Source organism: Mycolicibacterium sediminis (genome assembly GCF_010731735.1).
GTDB classification, from domain to species: Bacteria; Actinomycetota; Actinomycetes; order Mycobacteriales; family Mycobacteriaceae; genus Mycobacterium; species Mycobacterium sediminis.
Genome location: NZ_AP022588.1, coordinates 3,156,970 through 3,172,776 on the forward strand (window position 1 = coordinate 3,156,970; position 15,807 = coordinate 3,172,776).

The 15,807-nt window shown below is 69.5% G+C and carries 16 protein-coding genes; 8 read left to right on the top strand and 8 right to left on the bottom strand.

Translation table 11 applies throughout. The annotated features are described in order from the left end of the window. The first annotated feature begins 162 nt into the window (after positions 1-162). From G6N64_RS15150 to G6N64_RS15165, 4 genes are read left to right on the top strand one after another with little or no spacing between them, the layout of a single operon-like run. Positions 163-1,506 carry an MFS transporter gene (locus G6N64_RS15150; RefSeq protein WP_163797799.1) on the top strand — a complete coding sequence of 448 codons (1,344 nt, stop codon included), beginning with the start codon at positions 163-165 and terminating at the stop codon, positions 1,504-1,506. Then, on the top strand, positions 1,506-2,372 hold the full coding sequence (locus tag G6N64_RS15155) for a transketolase (protein WP_163797800.1): 867 nt from the start codon (positions 1,506-1,508) through the stop codon (positions 2,370-2,372). Before G6N64_RS15150 ends, G6N64_RS15155 begins: the two co-directional genes overlap by 1 nt. Beyond that, positions 2,369-3,352 (top strand): transketolase family protein, encoded by a 984-nt coding sequence (locus tag G6N64_RS15160; protein WP_163797801.1) that lies wholly within the window; start codon positions 2,369-2,371, stop codon positions 3,350-3,352. Before G6N64_RS15155 ends, G6N64_RS15160 begins: the two co-directional genes overlap by 4 nt. Positions 3,353-3,397: 45 nt before the next feature. Further along, complete coding sequence (locus tag G6N64_RS15165) at positions 3,398-4,060, top strand: GntR family transcriptional regulator (RefSeq protein WP_163797802.1); 663 nt, start codon at positions 3,398-3,400, stop codon at positions 4,058-4,060. 21 nt (positions 4,061-4,081) lie between these two features. On the opposite strand, the gene G6N64_RS15170 is transcribed toward G6N64_RS15165, so the two are convergent. Then, complete coding sequence (locus G6N64_RS15170) at positions 4,082-4,795, bottom strand: VIT1/CCC1 transporter family protein (RefSeq protein WP_163797803.1); 714 nt, start codon at positions 4,793-4,795, stop codon at positions 4,082-4,084. A gap of 147 nt (positions 4,796-4,942) precedes the next feature. Beyond that, a complete protein-coding gene (locus tag G6N64_RS15175; RefSeq protein WP_163797804.1) occupies positions 4,943-5,746 on the bottom strand; it encodes a bestrophin-like domain in 804 nt (267 codons plus the stop codon). Positions 5,747-6,007: 261 nt separating this feature from the next. Here G6N64_RS15175 and G6N64_RS15180 point away from each other — a divergent pair, with 261 nt between their 5' ends. Then, positions 6,008-6,301, top strand: a complete 294-nt coding sequence (locus G6N64_RS15180) for a DUF4235 domain-containing protein (RefSeq protein WP_163797805.1) — start codon at positions 6,008-6,010, stop codon at positions 6,299-6,301. Between the two features lie 122 nt (positions 6,302-6,423). Here G6N64_RS15180 and G6N64_RS15185 read toward each other — a convergent pair whose 3' ends face one another. Together G6N64_RS15185 and G6N64_RS15190 are read right to left on the bottom strand one after the other, a co-directional pair. After that, positions 6,424-8,649: an acyl-CoA dehydrogenase family protein gene (locus G6N64_RS15185; RefSeq protein ID WP_163797806.1), complete on the bottom strand. Its 2,226-nt coding sequence runs from the start codon at positions 8,647-8,649 to the stop codon at positions 6,424-6,426. A gap of 73 nt (positions 8,650-8,722) precedes the next feature. Then, the gene (locus G6N64_RS15190) at positions 8,723-9,370 is read right to left on the bottom strand and encodes a TetR/AcrR family transcriptional regulator (protein ID WP_163797807.1); all 648 of its coding nucleotides are present in this window, start codon (positions 9,368-9,370) and stop codon (positions 8,723-8,725) included. Positions 9,371-9,470: 100 nt separating this feature from the next. Between G6N64_RS15190 and G6N64_RS15195 the strand changes: the two genes are divergently transcribed. Next, positions 9,471-11,231 carry an N-acyl-D-amino-acid deacylase family protein gene (locus tag G6N64_RS15195; RefSeq protein ID WP_163797808.1) on the top strand — a complete coding sequence of 587 codons (1,761 nt, stop codon included), beginning with the start codon at positions 9,471-9,473 and terminating at the stop codon, positions 11,229-11,231. Positions 11,232-11,240: 9 nt separating this feature from the next. Here G6N64_RS15195 and G6N64_RS15200 read toward each other — a convergent pair whose 3' ends face one another. Both G6N64_RS15200 and G6N64_RS15205 read right to left on the bottom strand, forming a co-directional pair. Further along, on the bottom strand, positions 11,241-11,978 hold the full coding sequence (locus G6N64_RS15200) for an SDR family oxidoreductase (protein WP_163797809.1): 738 nt from the start codon (positions 11,976-11,978) through the stop codon (positions 11,241-11,243). Positions 11,979-12,004: 26 nt separating this feature from the next. Next, on the bottom strand, positions 12,005-12,772 hold the full coding sequence (locus G6N64_RS15205; RefSeq protein WP_163797810.1) for a glucose 1-dehydrogenase: 768 nt from the start codon (positions 12,770-12,772) through the stop codon (positions 12,005-12,007). A 124-nt stretch (positions 12,773-12,896) separates the two neighbouring features. Here G6N64_RS15205 and G6N64_RS15210 point away from each other — a divergent pair, with 124 nt between their 5' ends. Further along, entirely contained in the window at positions 12,897-13,784 is an 888-nt protein-coding gene (locus G6N64_RS15210) for a LysR family transcriptional regulator (protein WP_163797811.1), read from the top strand. Positions 13,785-13,953: 169 nt separating this feature from the next. Then, positions 13,954-14,700 carry a GAF and ANTAR domain-containing protein gene (locus G6N64_RS15215; RefSeq protein ID WP_246231254.1) on the top strand — a complete coding sequence of 249 codons (747 nt, stop codon included), beginning with the start codon at positions 13,954-13,956 and terminating at the stop codon, positions 14,698-14,700. A 154-nt stretch (positions 14,701-14,854) separates the two neighbouring features. On the opposite strand, the gene G6N64_RS15220 is transcribed toward G6N64_RS15215, so the two are convergent. Both G6N64_RS15220 and rnhA read right to left on the bottom strand, forming a co-directional pair. Further along, positions 14,855-15,265, bottom strand: coding sequence for a PAS domain-containing protein (locus G6N64_RS15220; protein ID WP_163797812.1), 411 nt, complete (start codon positions 15,263-15,265; stop codon positions 14,855-14,857). A 65-nt stretch (positions 15,266-15,330) separates the two neighbouring features. Further along, positions 15,331-15,798, bottom strand: coding sequence for a ribonuclease HI (gene rnhA, locus G6N64_RS15225; RefSeq protein ID WP_163797813.1), 468 nt, complete (start codon positions 15,796-15,798; stop codon positions 15,331-15,333). Positions 15,799-15,807: the final 9 nt, after the last annotated feature.

Below are 15,807 nucleotides of genomic sequence, written 5' to 3' on the forward strand. Positions count from 1 at the left end.
CCCACCTTAGGCCGGTGCACTGTTGACAGTCAACCGATGACGGTCAACTTGTGTCGACTGTTGACAACGCGGTGTGGGCGTGGTCACACTAGGTGATGCAACGCACTGTTGACGGTCGACAGTGATCGAATCCAGACAGCTCAGCGCGAAGGGATGACCATCATGAGCGACGACGCTCTGTCGATGAGGGGTCCGGTGCACGGCACCAAGGACGCCAAGCGGGTAGCAGTGGGCTCCGGTGTCGGGGCCGTCATCGAGACATACGACTTCATCGGATTCGGGACCGCCGCAGCGCTGTACTTCGGCACCGCGTTCTTCCCGAACTCCAGCCCGCTGGCGGGCACCCTGCTGTCGTTCGCGACCCTGGGCGTTGGCTTCGTCGCCCGGCCCCTCGGCGGCATCATCGGAGGACACCTCGGCGACAAGGTCGGCCGCAAGCCGGTTCTGGTGGCGTCGCTGATCCTCATGGGCCTGGCCACGTTCGCCATCGGCCTTCTCCCGACGTATGCCACCGTCGGCGTGCTGGCACCGATACTGCTGGTGACCGTGCGCATCATCCAGGGCCTGGCCTTCGGCGCCGAGTGGGGTGGCGCCATCCTGATGAGCTACGAGCACGCCCCGTGGAAGAAGAAGGGCCGCTACACCGGCATCGTCCAGGCCGGCTTCCCGGTCGGCCTGCTCATCGCGAACCTGGTCTTCTTCTTCAGCATCCACCTCGGCGGCGACTGGGCGTGGCGGGTGCCGTTCCTCGCGAGCGCCGTCCTCGTCATCGTCGGGCTCATCATCCGGGCCAAGGTGCCGGAGTCGCCGGTGTTCGAGGACGTCAAGGCCTCGGGCGAGATCATCAAGTCGCCGATCGTCGAGGTCGTGAAGACCGACTGGCGGAACATCCTGCGCGGCATCGGCCTTCGCATCGCGGAGACCGCCGGCTACGCGGTGTCCATCACGTACATGCTGTCCTATCTGAAGAACGCCGAACTCGCGACCAGGTCCCAGACCATCGGCGCCCTCTGCGTCGCGGCCGCGATCGGCATCTTCGCCACCTTCGGCTGGGCCAGGCTGACCGACCGGATCGGCCGCCGCCCCCTGTACCTGTGGGTGTGTGCGCTCGGGATCCCGTTCGGCATAGCGATGTTCGTCGCGGTGAACACCGGCATGTTCATCCTCATCCTCGCGACGTTCGTCATCGCCTACGGCGTCTTCCAGAACGCGCTCGCCGGCTCCCAGGGTGGCTGGTTCCCCGAACTGTTCAACGCGAACACCCGCTCGTCCGGCGCCTCCCTGGCCTACCAGATCTCCGCCATCGCTTCGGGATTCACCCCCTTCATCACCACGCTGCTGTACGAGGCCTACGGCTGGTGGGGCCCGGCCCTGCTGTTCAGCGGATACATGGCGATCGGCCTCGTGGCCGCGATCCTGACCCGCGAGACGTGGGGTCCGCGGGAACGACTGCTGGCCGACCAGGCCACCGAGAAGACCCCGTCGACCCAAGAGGTGGCCGCCTGATGCCCGGGACGAACGCCACGCCGTCGACTACGCGCACCCAGCAGGTCGCCGACGCCGCCTACCGCATGCGCCACCACGCCCTGAACATGGGTGAGGCGCAAGGCCAGGGGTACATCGGGCAGGCCCTCGGCGCCGCCGACATGCTCGCCGCGGTCTACGCGGATCAACTGCGCTACCGCGCCGACGATCCGCACTGGACCGGACGGGACCGGTTCCTGCTCTCGACGGGCCACTACGCGATCGCACTGTATTCGGCGCTCGCCGAAGCCGGCATCATCGACGCCGCCGAACTCGACAGCTACGGTTCCGACGGGTCGCGGTTGCCGATGTCCGGGATGGCGAGTTACACACCGGGAATGGAGATCTCGGGCGGATCGCTGGGCCACGGCCTGACCGTCGCCGTCGGCATGGCGCTCGGACTCCGCCATCAGGGATCCGACGCCCGCGTCATCAACTTCCTGTCCGACGGGGAACTCGACGAGGGTTCCACGTGGGAGGCGGCCATGGGCGCGTCCCATCATCAGCTGGGACGCCTGATCGCCATGGTCGACATCAACGCGCTGCAGGCCGACGGGCCCACCGCCGGAGTGCTGCGCACGGAGCCGGTCGCCGACAAGTGGGCCGCCTGCGGATGGCACACCCAACGCGTCGACGGCAACGACGTCGGCGCACTGCTCGCCGCGTTCGACGAGGTGACCTCGGAACCCGTCGGTGCGCCGTCGGTCATCCTGTGCGACACCCGGGTCGGTCGCGGCGTACCGCTGCTCGAGAACCGGGAGAAGGCCCACTTCATGCGCATCGACGCCGACGAATGGCAGATCTGCCGCGACCAGCTCACCGCAGGCCACGAAGGAGTACTCGTATGACATCCGTCGTCCCGCTCAAGACGTCGGCGATGATCGCATCGTTCGCCGATCCCGGTCAGAAGACGACGCCCGCACCATTCGGGCACGCCCTGGTGAAGGCGGCGCAGGCCGACGAACGCATCGTCGGGCTGACGGCCGACCTCGGCAAGTACACCGACATGCACATCTTCGCCCGCGAATTCCCCGACCGGTTCTTCCAGATGGGCATGGCCGAACAGCTGCTCTTCGGCGCCGCGGCGGGGATGGCCGAGACCGGGCTGGTGCCGTTCGCGTCGACGTATTCGGTGTTCGCGGCGCGCCGCGCGTACGACTTCATCTGCCTCGACATCGCCGAGCCGAATCTCAACGTGAACGTCGTCGGCGGCCTGCCGGGCCTGACCACCGGTTACGGGCCGTCGCACCAGGCGACCGAGGACATGGCGATCTTCCGGGGCATGCCCAACCTGACGATCGTCGACCCGTGCGACTCGGTGGACATCGAGCAGGCGGTACCTCAGCTCGCGGAGCACCCCGGGCCGACCTACCTGCGGCTGCTGCGCGGCAACGTGCCGACGGTGCTCGACGAGTACGACTACACCTTCGAACTCGGCAAGGCCAAGGTGCTTCGCGACGGGGCGGACGTGGTGCTGATCTCGTCCGGTCTGATGACCATGCGCGCGTTGCAGGCGGCCGACGAGCTCAGCGCACACAACGTCGACGTCGCCGTCGTGCACACGCCGACCATCAAGCCCTTCGACGCCGAAACAGTAATGGCGCAGGTGGATTCAGACCGTCTCGTGCTGACGTGCGAGAACCACACCGTGGTCGGCGGTCTGTTCGAGACGGTGGCGTCGGCGGCGGTGCGTCGAGGGATCGCCAAGCAGATCACGCCGATCGGACTGCCCGACGAGTTCCTGGCCGCCGGGGCGTTGCCGACGTTGCACGAGCGGTACGGCCTGTCGACGCCGCAGATCGTCGCTACCGTCCTCGGTCGACTGTAAGGTTGGCTGTTGACAAGCAAGTGTTGACAGTCGAAGGGGCACCACATGTCGGTCGAACCGACGTCGCTGTTGCGGCTGGAGAAGACCAGTCTGCGTGAGCAGGCGCTGACCGCACTGCGGAAGGCGATCACGTCGGGTCAGATCCCGCCCAGCACGCACCTGGTGGAAACCGAACTGTCCGAGGCGCTTCAGATCAGCCGCGGCACGCTGCGGGAGGCCATGCGGCAGCTTCAGCAGGAGGGGCTGATCTCGGCCGGGGCCCGTGGTCGGCTGTCGGTGCGCCACCTCGACACCAAGGAGATCCGCGACGTCTTCCACGTCCGGGCAGCGCTGGAGTCGCTCGCCGCCCGCGAGCTGGCGGCGCGTCCGGACCGCACGGAGGCCGTCGCCACCCTGCGCAGCGCCGTGGACGACATGGACCGGTGGGCGGCGTCGAACCTCGAGGACCGGATCGAGGCCGACCTCCGGTTCCATCGCACGATGTGCCAACTCACCGGCAATCTGACTCTGCTGCACCAGTGGACGTCGCTGGAGGGCAGCATCCGGATGTCGATCATGTTCGCCGGCGTCGATCGCGCCATCAAGAACATGAACGCCAAGCGGCATCACGACATCGTCGACGCGATCGAGTCGGGTGACACCGCCAAGGCCGCAGAGGCGGTCATCGACCACATGGCCGGCGCGGCCGACACCCTGGTGACCGCCTGACACCGGCATCGTCGGGTCACGTCAACCGACGGTGGCACCGACCAGGTGTCCGACGACGTAGGTGACGGTGAGGGCGAGCGCACCGCCCATCACGTTGCGGGCGATCGCCCGTCCCCTCGGAGCGTTGCCCAGGGTCGCCGACACGGCGCCCGTGACCGCGAGCGCGAGCAGCACCGCGGCAATCGTCACCGGGACGCGCAGGCCGTGGGAGGGCAGCAGGATCGCCACCAGGGGAAGCGTCGCGCCGACGGTGAACGACAGCGCGGACGACAGCGCCGCCTGCCACGGGTTGGTTAGTTCGGCGGGGTCGATCCCGAGTTCGACGTCGACGTGGGCGGCGAAGGCATCGTGGTCGGTGAGTTCCTCCGCCACGGTCCGAGCGGTCGCCGCCGACAGTCCCTTCGCCTCGTACAGCGCCGCGAGTTCGTCGAGTTCGGCTGCGGGATACAGCTCGAGTTCCGCTTCCTCCTTGACGAGGAGGGCGCGCTCGGTGTCGCGCTGGGTGCTGACGGACACGTACTCGCCCAACGCCATCGAGACGGCCCCGGCGACCAGTCCTGCGATGCCTGCCATCAGGATCGGCCCGGTCGAGGCCGACGCCGCGGCGACTCCGACCACGATGCCCGCGGTCGACACGATGCCGTCATTGGCTCCGAGGACGCCCGCGCGCAGCCAGTTGAGCTTCGACGCCACCGAACCGGCATGCGGTTCGGCGGGGTGCGACGTCACGGACATGACGTGCACGGTAATCAGCCGGCCGCGGAAGTTCCAGGAAACCAAGGCTTGCCAAAGCATTCGGGCGAATAGCGGAATGTAACGGCCGTGCTCTCCACATCGCGGGTGGCGCAACGGCTTCGGATGCTGCGTGCAGTCCGACGGGCGTTACGTCGGCGTGCCGTTCGCGTCGCACGGCGCGTCGTGGCCGTCGTCGATGAGGTGCAGTGTCACCCGCATCTGCTCCGGCTGGATGCTGCCCGACCAGTCGTCGTAGGGACTGTCGAGGAAGGCCACCACCAGCAGGGCCGACGTGACCAGAGCCGACACGAACGCGATGGGGACCGCCTGGACGATCGGGCCCTCGCGGCGATCGGCCTGCACGCACATGTAGGAGAGGATGGCCGTGGCGCCGATGCCGAGGACGACCCACAGCGGCATCGGTACCGACGGTGCGGCCTCGGCGGCGCGGGCGCGGCGGCCGTCGCGGCGTTGCGCCTGCTGGTCGAACCACTGGCTATACGCCGCCTCCTGCTTCGCACTGGTCGGGTTCAGGCCCTCGAAGTCCGCCACCATCGTGTCGACCCAGCCCTGCACCACGGTGGACGACTCGCCGCGCGCCATGGCAGGCCACTCGTCGTGGACGACGGCGCGCGAGTAGCAGATGAGGTCACCGTGCAGGCGGGTCCCGGCGTGGCCCTCGAGGACGTCGGCGACGTTGTGCAACTCGGTGACGGAGATGGCCTCCATGCTGCCGCCGTCGCGTGCGCGCTGATAGTTCTGCAGCGCGTAGAAGATGGTGAACGCGAGCAGCACCGAGAACATCGTGCCGATCACCGTGAGAGCACCTGCGGCGCGGGTGCTGTCGATGAACCACCCGGAATCGGGTACGTGACGCCGCGCCCACAGCTTCACGACGACAGCGGCCGTCACCACGACGACGAGGACCGTCGCTGCCAGGAAAGTCAGCATGAAGCCCCCATCGCGAAGTACGGCGACCGACGTGAGCACCGCCCGATCATTGTGGGGCCACGACGCCCGATTCGTGCGGCAAAGGAACGCGTGACTCTCCAGGTCGCGCCGGGACCTCGGCGCTGCACGACGTCCTCGCCCAGGCGCTGACGCCCACCGATCGTTCGTCCGGCGGTGTTTGGTGGGCGGCTTCTCGGGGCACCTCGCCGACGGAAGCCGCGTCGCTCGGTCCCGTGAGCGCGCAATGGAGAAGGGGTTCCGATGCCCAAGAAGTCCAGTAGCACCTCGGCGAAGGTCCTGTACCGGCCGTTCGGCCTGGCCGGATCGATCGTGGGCGGCCTGCTGGCCGGCGCGATCTTCAAGCAGGTGTGGAAGCAGGCGGCGCCCGGACCCAAGGCGGATCCGCCGGGCCCGCTCGAGACGGAGTATCCGCTGCGCGAGATCCTGATCGCCGCGGCGATCCAGGGCGCCATCTACTCGGTGGTCAAGACCGTGATCGACCGGCAGGGCGCCCGGATGTTCGAGCGGGCGACGGGGGAGTGGCCCGGAAGCTAGGCCGCCCTGGCCGCAGCGCCATCGCGGCCGCCGAGCTCGCCGCCGAGTGTGAAACTCGCGACGGATCCGCCCCGCAGATCGTCGCCAGAGTCACTCTCGGCGCCGCTGGCCGCCCGACCGCGTCACTTGCGCGGCAGGCCCATGATCATCTGCGCGATGATGTTCAGCTGAATCTGCTTCGTGCCACCGCCGATGAGTTCGGCGGGGAGCCGCAGATAGGGCGCGACGACCGCGGGATCCGTCTTTTCCACCATGGCGAGCGGGCCGGCCAACTCCAGCGTGGCCTTGAACGTGCGCCGCAGCATGACGGCCGTCGCCACCTTGGCGATGCTCGAGGCCGGTCCCGCGGCGTCGCCGTCGATGAGGCGCAGCGTCTCGCGCACGCCCAGCGCCTTGATGGCGTTGGTGTACGCGTCCAGTTCGCCCAGTGCGCACAGCCCGGCGTCGCGGTCCGGCCCTGGCTGCCGTACGAGGTGTCGCAGGGCGACGGCCCGGTCGATGTTCACGTAACCGCCGATCGCGACCCGTTCGGACGCCATGGTGCTGATGGCGAGACCCCACCCGTCCGCGGGTCCGCCGAGCAGCATCCGGTCGGGGACGAAGACGTCGGTGAGGAAGACCTCGTTGAAGTGTGGTTCGCCGTCGGCGGTCTTGATGGGCTGTACCTCGATGCCATCGGCGCGCATGTCGACGACGAAGTACCCGATGCCCCTGTGCTTGGCCGCAACGGGATCGGTCCGGGCCAGTAGCGCACCGTAGTGCGCGTGCTGCGCCGACGACGTCCAGATCTTGTGGCCGTTGATCCGCCAGCCGCCGTCCACCTTGACCGCGCGGGTGCTCAGCGCCGCGAGGTCCGAACCCGCACCGGGCTCGCTGAACAGCTGACACCACCGTAGGTCGCCGCGCTGCGAGGGCGGGATGAGTTCCCGCTGAACGTCTTCCGAACCAGCGGTCAACAACGTCGGGAGGATCCACTCGGCGATGTTGAGGGACGGACGGACGAGTGCGGGCCGCTTCGCGAACTCGTCCTCGATGATCAACTGCCGCGCCGGGGTCGCTCCCACGCCCCACGGCGGTGGCCAGTGCGGCGCCAGCAACCCGGCGTCGGCGAGTAGGGAACGCTGTGGGCCCGTCGCGAGGTCCGGGTAGTCGCCCAGCGGACTTGGCACGTCGTTGCGCAGTTCGAGCGCGCGGTCGAGCACCTCGGCGACCTCGGCGCGGAAGCCCGCCTCGGCGTCGCCGAGTTTCAGCGACGTGTCCCGCACGTGGGTGCACCCGAGTTCGCCGAGCCGTCGCGACCACCGCGTCGTCGGGCCGATGGACGCGGCCAGGCTGATGGCGCGCCGCCAGTACAGGTGCAGGTCGTGCTCCCAGGTGAACCCGATGGCGCCGAACATGGTGAGCGCGTCCAGCAGGAGGTCGGGCGCCGGGGCGAGCGCCATGATCGCGGCCCCGGCCGCCGCCATGCTCCGCTGCTCGGGCGGTTCGTCCGTCGCGCGAATCGCATCCCAGGCGGCGGCGGTCGCGAGTTCGGTGTTCACCAGCAGCATCGCCGCTTCGTGCTGGAGGGCCTGGAACGTGCCGATGGGCTTGCCGAACTGTTCGCGGGTGCGCAGGTGGCTCGTCACGGCGTCCACGCACCAGCGCAGGGTGCCCGCGGCAGCGCACGCCGACAGCGCGGCGGCGACGTCCCACGCCGCGACGTCGTCGATGCCGTTGACCATCAACGCATTCGGTACGCGCAACTCGTCGAGGTAGACCGTCCCGACGTCGACGGTGAGGTCGGTTCCGCCCCGGGCCTCGACCGTCACCGCGTCGTCGCGCGGGTCGACGACGAACCACGCCGTCCCGCCCGTGTCCGTCTCCGCGGCTGCCAGCACGACGCCGGCGGCACGGGCGCCGAGGACGTCGCGCGACGCGCCGGTGACGAGCCACCCGTCGTCGCCGGCCGTGGCCCTCAGGTCGCCGTGCCCCGGGAGGATCGTGGCCGCGGTGACGCCCTCGGCCAGTCGGGCGGCTAGCGCCACGGCGGCGGGGTCATCTCCCGCCACGCCCGCGACGGCGCCGGTGATCACGGTCGGCAGCAGCGGCCCGGGCAACAACGCGGTCGCTGCGGCTTCGACGACGCAGGCCGCGTCGATCAGCTCACCGCCCTGCCCGCCGACCGAGTCGGGCAGGTGCACGGCGTGAAAGCCGAGTGCCACCAGTTCATCCCACCAGGCCGGGAGGTGGCCGTCGGCGATCGCGTCCAACGTCGCGCGGGTCTCGCCCACGCCGGCGTGCCGGTCGGCGAAGCGGGCGATGGCACCCTCGAGATCGCGTTGCTCCGGGGTGAGTCCGATCGGCATCCAGTCGCCCTCCTCGAGCCTGCGAGACGGACCGTCTCGCTACTGCGACCATACGGTCGGCTCGACCGCGCGCTCAGTCGAGCCCGTCGCGCAGCGGCGCCAGCAGCGCGGCGAGGCCGTACTCGAAGACCGCGTCGTAGTCGGTCGGGGACTGCAGCGCCTCGACGAGCGCCCGGTCGGGCCAGGTCTGGTCCCACAGCGACGGGTCCTCCTCGTCGTGCGTGTCGCCCCGCACCGCCGAGAACCGGATCACCGCCGACGAGATCACGTGCACCTGCACCGCGCGCAGGACCAGCGCCGCGCGTGTGCCGGTGACGCCGAGTTCGGCCAGCTGTGCCGCGAGTTCGCGCTGGATCGGCAGGAACAGCCGCGGCGTCCGGTCGCGTTCGTGGGCGATGCTGAGGACGTGCTGCTTCTCGATGAGCATCCGGCGTTGTGAACGGGCAAGGGCGGCAATGCGATCGACCGGGTCGCCAGCTTCGGTGGGGAGTGCGGCCATCTGGTCCAGCAGCTGGTCGACGAGTGCGTCGAAGAGTGCGTCGCGGCCGCCGACGTGCCAGTAGATGGACGTGACGGCCACGTCCAATTCCTCCGCGAGCCTGCGCATGGTGAAGGCTTCGACACCCTCGCGGTCGATCAGGCGCGCCGCCGTCTCGAGGACGAGGTCGGCGGTGACGCGTGAGCGCGGCGACCCGGTGGTCGCCGGATTCGTTTCGGCCATCGTCCCCTCCAATCCCGTCCGTGCGGCCTGTGACGCTATTACAGTGACGCCTGTAACGGCGTTACATCGACCATTCAGGCGCGACTGCAAGGGAGCATCCGTGTTCGACCTCAAGATCACCGGCGGCACCGTCGTCGACGGCACGGGCGGGGATCGCTTCACCGCCGACGTCGCGGTCAAGGACGGCAAGATCGTCGAGATCCGGCGCCGCGGCCCGGGCGACCCGGCCCTGGAGGGCGAGGCCGCCGAGACCATCGATGCGACGGGACGGATCGTCGCCCCGGGATTCGTCGACATCCACACCCACTACGACGGCCAGGTCAGCTGGGACAGCGTGCTCGAACCGTCGAGCAACCACGGCGTCACGACGGTCGTCGCCGGCAACTGCGGCGTCGGTTTCGCCCCCGTCCGCCCCGGTAGCGAGCAGTGGCTCATCGAACTCATGGAGGGCGTCGAGGACATCCCGGGGACCGCGCTGACCGAGGGCATCACCTGGGGCTGGGAGAGCTACGCCGAGTACCTCGACGTCATCGGGACGCGGGAACTCGCCGTCGACTTCGGCAGCCAGATCGCGCACGGCACGGTGCGTGCCTACGCGATGGGGGAGCGCGGCGCCCGCAACGAACCCGCGACACCCGACGACATCGAGGCGATGAGCCGGCTGGTCCGCGAGGCCGCGGAGGCCGGGGCGCTCGGCTTCTCGTCGTCGCGGACCCTCGCCCACCGTGCGATGGACGGCGAGCCGGTACCCGGCACGTTCGCCGCGGAGGACGAGTTGTTCGCGCTGGGCCGGGCCATGGCGGCGGGCGGTGCCGGGGTGTTCGAGCTGGCACCCCAGGGCGCGGCAGGCGAGGACATCGTCGCGCCGAAGAAGGAACTCGAGTGGATGCGGCGCCTCGGCGGGGAGATCGACTGCGCGCTCAGCTTCGCGCTCATCCAGGTCGATGCCGACCCCAACCTGTGGCGCGAGCAGCTGGAGATGTCGGCGGCCGCGCACGAGGCGGGCAGCCGGCTGCACCCGCAGGTCGCCGCGCGCCCGTTCGGCATGCTGCTCGGGTTCCCCGGCCATCACGCCTTCACTCACCGCCCGACCTATCGGCGGCTGGTGGCCGAGTGCACCCGCGAGGAGTTGGGCGCGCGGCTCGCCGAGCCCGCCGTCCGAGCGGCGATCCTCGCCGAGGACGACCTGCCCGTCGACCCGAACGTGTTGTTCGACGGCATGTTCGCGCTGGCGCAGTACTCCGCGGACCGGCTGTACGCCATGGGTGATCCGCCCGACTACGAGCCCACCGCGGAACGCACCGTGTCGGCGATCGCACGCGACCGCGGCCAGGATCCGCTGGCCACGATGTACGACCTGATGCTCGAGGCCGACGCAGGCGCGATGCTGATGCTGCCGATGTTCAACTACTCCAACGGCAATCACGACGCCATCCGCGAGATGATGACCCATCCCGCCGGCGTCCTGGGCCTGTCCGACGGCGGCGCGCACTGCAGCATGATCTGCGACGCCTCCTATCCCACGTTCCTGCTGACGCACTGGGCGCGCGACCGCCACCGCGGCGACAAGCTGCCCCTGGAGTACGTCGTCCGCAAGCAGTCTCGTGACACCGCCGAACTGTTCGGGCTGACCGACCGGGGCGTCGTCCAGGTCGGAAAGAAGGCCGATCTCAACGTGATCGACCTCGACGGCCTGACGCTGCACGCGCCGCGCATGGCCCACGACCTCCCCGCCGGCGGAAAGCGACTGGTGCAGGGCGCATCCGGATACGCGGCGACGATCGTGAGCGGAGTGGTCACGCGGCGCGACGACGTGGACACCGGGGCGCGGCCGGGTCGACTGGTCCGTGGGGCGCGCTGAGGGCGAAACCTACAACTGCGACACCCCGCCGTCCACGCTGAGTTCGGCGCCGGTCGTGTAGGTGGCGTCGAAGCCGAGGAACGCTATTGCAGTGGCGATCTCGGCGGGTTCACCCAGCCGCTGCATCGGGTTCTGGGCCTTCATCTGCTGCAGGAACTCGCGGGCGGCGTCGGGTGGCATCGACCGTTCGAGGATGCCCGTGTCGACGGGGCCGGGGGAGACGGCGTTGACGCGGATGCCCCGGTCGACGAGTTCGCGTGCGAACGTGCGCGTCAGGGATCGCAGTGCCGCCTTCGTCGCCGAGTAGACGCTCGTGGCCGCGATGCCCTTGACTCCGCTCACCGAGGTGACGAGCACCGCCGCGCTGCCGGGCGGCATCAGGGGCAGCAACCGCTGCAGCGTGAAGAAGGGTGCCTTGGTGTTGAGGTCGAACAGGTCGTCGTACTGGTTCTCGGTGGTGTCCTCGACGGACGCGCCCAGCGTCCCGCCTGCGTTGAGGACGAGCAGGTCGACGGCACCGAGATCGGCGGCCGCCCGCTCGACGAGTTCGTCGATCCCCGACACGGCGTCGCTGCGCACCACGATCGCGTCGGAACCGAGCGTGGCGCGCGCAGCGTCCAGCGACGCGGGGGTGCGGCCGGTGACCAGGACCGTCGCGCCGCCGTCGGCGAGAAGTGTGGCCGTGGCGAGGCCGATGCCGCTCGTCCCGCCGGTCACGACGACCCGCTTGCCCTCGTAGCGTCTCATCGAATCATGCTCTCTTCCATCAGTGTTCACAGTTGTGAGTCGCCACCGTCGACCACCAGCTCGATGCCGGCGACGAACGTCGCGTCGAAGGCGAGGAACGCCACCGCGGGGGCGAACTCGTCGGGGTGGCCGAAGCGCCCCATCGGGCTGCTCGCGGTGAACTCGGCCTTGAGGCGAGCCGCCCGTTCGGGGACCTCCTTCTCCAACTTGCCGGTGTCGATCGACCCCGGGCTGATCGCGTTGACCCGGATGTTCCGGGGCAGCAGCTCTCGGCTGAGTGTGCGGGCCATGGACCGCAGGGCCGCCTTGCTCGCCGAGTACACGCTGAGCCGGTCCCAACCGGTCTGGTTCGCCGTCGACGTCGTCAGGACGACGCAGCTGCCATCGGCGAGTACCGGGGCCAGCTTCTGCACGGTGAAGAACGGACCCTTCACGTTGATCGCGAACACGCGGTCGAAGGTCTGCTCGGTCACCTCGTCGAAGGGGTCGAAGCTCCCGATTCCCGCATTCACCACGAGGGCGTGCACGGTGCCGAACTCGGCTCGCACGCGGTCGGCCAGTGCGTCGACGTCCTCGAGCGAACTCGCGTCGCTCCGGACGGCGAGACCGCCGTCGCCGAGGCGCCGTGCGGCGTCGTCGAGCGTCTCGCGCGTGCGGCCCGTCACCAGCACCCGCGCTCCGCCGTCGACCAGATACCTCGCGGCCGCGAGTCCCAGACCGCTGCTGCCACCGGTGATCACGACGTTCTTGCCGTCGTAGCGCTTCGTCTCTCGCCGTATCGGCTCGGATTCCATGCTTCCGAGTCTCGGGCGACCCGACCGATCGTGTCCAAGACCCGTTCGGCACGACGTCATGCCGAATCGGAATGACGTCGGGCGCTCCGGAATACCGTCGACGGCGAGCCGGGTTGGACGGACGGTGAACGATCTCGGGGCAGACCTGGAACTGCGGCTGGTGCGGTACTTCACGGTCGTCGCCGAGCACGGCAACTTCGGCCGCGCCGCCACGGAGCTACGGGTGGCGCAACCGTCGCTGAGTCGCCAGATCCAGCGCCTCGAAGCCCGGCTCGGCGTCCGGCTGCTGGACCGCACCCCGCAGGGCACCCGCCTGACGTCGGCCGGTGCGGCCTTCCTGCCGGAGGCCCACGCGCTGCTGCGGGCAGCCCGCCGGGCGACGCAGACCGCCCGGGCGCACGCACCCGAGGGCAGCATCGTCATCGGCTTCGTCGAGGACCTCGTCGTCACGGCTGCGGTCCGCGAGCTTCGTCGACGCCATCCGCACGCGGACATCGGCACGCGACACCTGGATTGCGCCGACGCGGCGTCCTTCGCCGCGGGCACCGTGGACGTCCTGGTGGCCAGGGACCCGTTGCCCGTCCCGGGCGAGGGCGCCCTCGTCACGGTGCTGTACGAGGAGCCGCGGGTGCTGGTGATGCCGGTCGATCACCACCTGGCCACCCGCGCATCGGTGTCGCCGGCGGACTTCGCGGGCGAGGACTTCGTCTGCCCGCACGGCGGCGCCCGCGCGGTCTATCCGCTCGACGCCGAGGCCGGTCCGATCTCCGCCGGTCCGGCCGGTGAGAGCTTCGAGGACAGGCTCGAGCTGGTGGCGAGCGGCGGGGCGCTAGCCGTGCTGCCTGCTGGTGACCGGCGCAGCTCGCTGCGCACCGACCTCGCCAGCGTGCCGGTCGAGGGATTCCCCACCAGCAAGGTCATCGTCGCGACCCGGGCCGGCGACCCCAACCCGCTCGTCGTGGACTTCGTCACCGCTGCCCGCCGGCACCTGACCGGCACGCCGGTGACGTGACTCTGACGTCACCGTCAACGGGCCGCGTGCGTATTGGACAGATCGTCCAGTACTGATTATAAATGACATAACTCGGCGTCTAGGCACATGCGCCCGTTTCCTTTTCGACCCGCTCTCGTGGTCGATATCCTCGTCTTCAGAACGTTGCGGGAAGGACTTGCGCTTGAGCGTGGAACGACCGGACCTCCTGGTCCGTCTAGATGCTGCGGCGGAGGCGATCAGATCGCTGAACACGCTCCTCGCGGCCGAGGAGTCGCTGGACGACGTGCTCAAGAAGGTGGCCCTCAACGCCGTACGCGCGGTGTCCGACGCGGACGCGGTGTCCATCACCGAACTTCAGGACGAGCCCGTGCGCACCGCGGCGTCGACCGACGACGGCGTCGTGGCCCTGGACCAGGAGCAGTACGACTCCGGCCGCGGTCCCTGCCTGGAGGCCGCGAGGACCCGCCAACCCGTGCGGGTCACCATGCGGGCCGACGGCCAGCGGTGGCCCGAGTTCGTCGAGGCGGCCCGCGCGGCCGGGGTACACGCCACCCTGTCGATTCCGCTGATCGTGCCATCCCCGGCCAGCGGGGAGGACGAACTGGTCGGCTCGCTGAACGCCTACAGCAGGTCGACGGAGGCCTTCGACGTCATCGACGAGAAGATCATGGGCCTCTACACCGAGGCTGCCGCCCGCGCCATTGCGGAAGCGCACCGTTGGCAACGGCTCCGGGACACGGTGGAGCAGTTGGAGACCGCGCTGACGTCCCGCACGGAGATCGATCAGGCCAAGGGAGTGCTTCGCACGCTCTACGGCGGCACGGCCGACGATGCGTTCGCGCGCATGGTGGACCGGTCCCAGCGGGAGAACGTCAAGCTGCGTGACATCGCGCTACGGATCCTCGCCGAGGTCGACCGTCGAGGCGAGGACTAGAACCGCTGTCGGACAACTTCTCTCGTCGTCCGGCTCGTCCACGTTTTGCGAGACCGTCCCCGGGTAAGGGTTGCTTCAGGACGGCAGAAGTGACCGGTCACTCCGGCCGTTCAGGCCTCGCCGGCCGAGCAAGGTGCCGGCGGGGCCGCCCAGGTCAGTTCTTCGAACGGGCGTCGTGCGTCCAGTCCGAGGCGGTCACGTCGTCGAGCGTCACGAGCACTTCGACGTCGCCGCGGTGGTGCGGCAGAGCGGGCGACACCACGGTGCGGACCTCGTAGCCGTCGACGTGGCGCCACGACAGGGACCGTCCCGCCACGTCCGCCAAAGCCGAGGTGCTGCCGGGTGGGCAGGCGTCGGGCACCGCGAACAGGGTGCTCACCAGGCGGCCCACCGGATTGGAACGCAAGCCGATCATCGCGGCGAACGCCGGATTCGCGTACACGATCTGGCCGCCCGTACCGACGCCGAGCACCGGCGTCTGCAACTGGTCGAGCACCGCGCGCGCCGGGGTCACGTCCAGGTACTGCGCCGAGGCCGTTCCGTCACTCCACGTCGAAGTAGGCATGGAAGTGGAGACGGGCGCCAGCGGCGAAACCGAACCCCGACGCGCTGTGGCACCCCTCACACGGGTCACCGCATCGGCGCGTCGATGGCCTCCTGCATCCCGCGAGTGGCCAGTTCATCGGCCAATTCGTTGTCGGGGACGCCGGCGTGCCCCTTCACCCAGAACCACTCGACGTCGTGCTGGGCGCACGCCGCCTGCAGGCGCTGCCAGAGGTCCACGTTCTTCACCGGCTGCTTGGCGGCGGTCAGCCACCCGTTGCGCTCCCAGCCGAGGACCCACTTGGTGATCCCGTTCCGGACGTATGTGCTGTCGGTGTACAGGTGCACGACGACCGGCCTGGTGAGCGCCTCCAGCGCCATGATGGGTGCGGTCAGTTCCATCCGGTTGTTGCTGGTCGAACCGGGGTCGCCGCCACACATCTCGCGAACATGCTGACGCATGCGCAGCACCGCACCCCAGCCGCCCGGCCCGGGGTTCGGCCGGCAGCCGCCGTCGGTGTGGATGACCACCACGTCCTCTCCTGACTCGCCCATGACCGCTGA

Excerpts from the sequence above, each read along its gene's own strand:
- G6N64_RS15150 (WP_163797799.1), top strand. The coding sequence starts at position 163 with ATGAGCGACGACGCTCTGTCGATGAGGGGTCCGGTGCACGGCACCAAG.
- G6N64_RS15155 (WP_163797800.1), top strand. The coding sequence starts at position 1,506 with ATGCCCGGGACGAACGCCACGCCGTCGACTACGCGCACCCAGCAGGTC.
- G6N64_RS15160 (WP_163797801.1), top strand. The coding sequence starts at position 2,369 with ATGACATCCGTCGTCCCGCTCAAGACGTCGGCGATGATCGCATCGTTC.
- G6N64_RS15165 (WP_163797802.1), top strand. The coding sequence starts at position 3,398 with ATGTCGGTCGAACCGACGTCGCTGTTGCGGCTGGAGAAGACCAGTCTG.
- G6N64_RS15170 (WP_163797803.1), bottom strand. The coding sequence starts at position 4,795 with ATGTCCGTGACGTCGCACCCCGCCGAACCGCATGCCGGTTCGGTGGCG.
- G6N64_RS15175 (WP_163797804.1), bottom strand. The coding sequence starts at position 5,746 with ATGCTGACTTTCCTGGCAGCGACGGTCCTCGTCGTCGTGGTGACGGCC.
- G6N64_RS15180 (WP_163797805.1), top strand. The coding sequence starts at position 6,008 with ATGCCCAAGAAGTCCAGTAGCACCTCGGCGAAGGTCCTGTACCGGCCG.
- G6N64_RS15185 (WP_163797806.1), bottom strand. The coding sequence starts at position 8,649 with ATGCCGATCGGACTCACCCCGGAGCAACGCGATCTCGAGGGTGCCATC.
- G6N64_RS15190 (WP_163797807.1), bottom strand. The coding sequence starts at position 9,370 with ATGGCCGAAACGAATCCGGCGACCACCGGGTCGCCGCGCTCACGCGTC.
- G6N64_RS15200 (WP_163797809.1), bottom strand. The coding sequence starts at position 11,978 with ATGAGACGCTACGAGGGCAAGCGGGTCGTCGTGACCGGCGGGACGAGC.
- G6N64_RS15205 (WP_163797810.1), bottom strand. The coding sequence starts at position 12,772 with ATGGAATCCGAGCCGATACGGCGAGAGACGAAGCGCTACGACGGCAAG.
- G6N64_RS15220 (WP_163797812.1), bottom strand. The coding sequence starts at position 15,265 with ATGCCTACTTCGACGTGGAGTGACGGAACGGCCTCGGCGCAGTACCTG.
- rnhA (WP_163797813.1), bottom strand. The coding sequence starts at position 15,798 with ATGGGCGAGTCAGGAGAGGACGTGGTGGTCATCCACACCGACGGCGGC.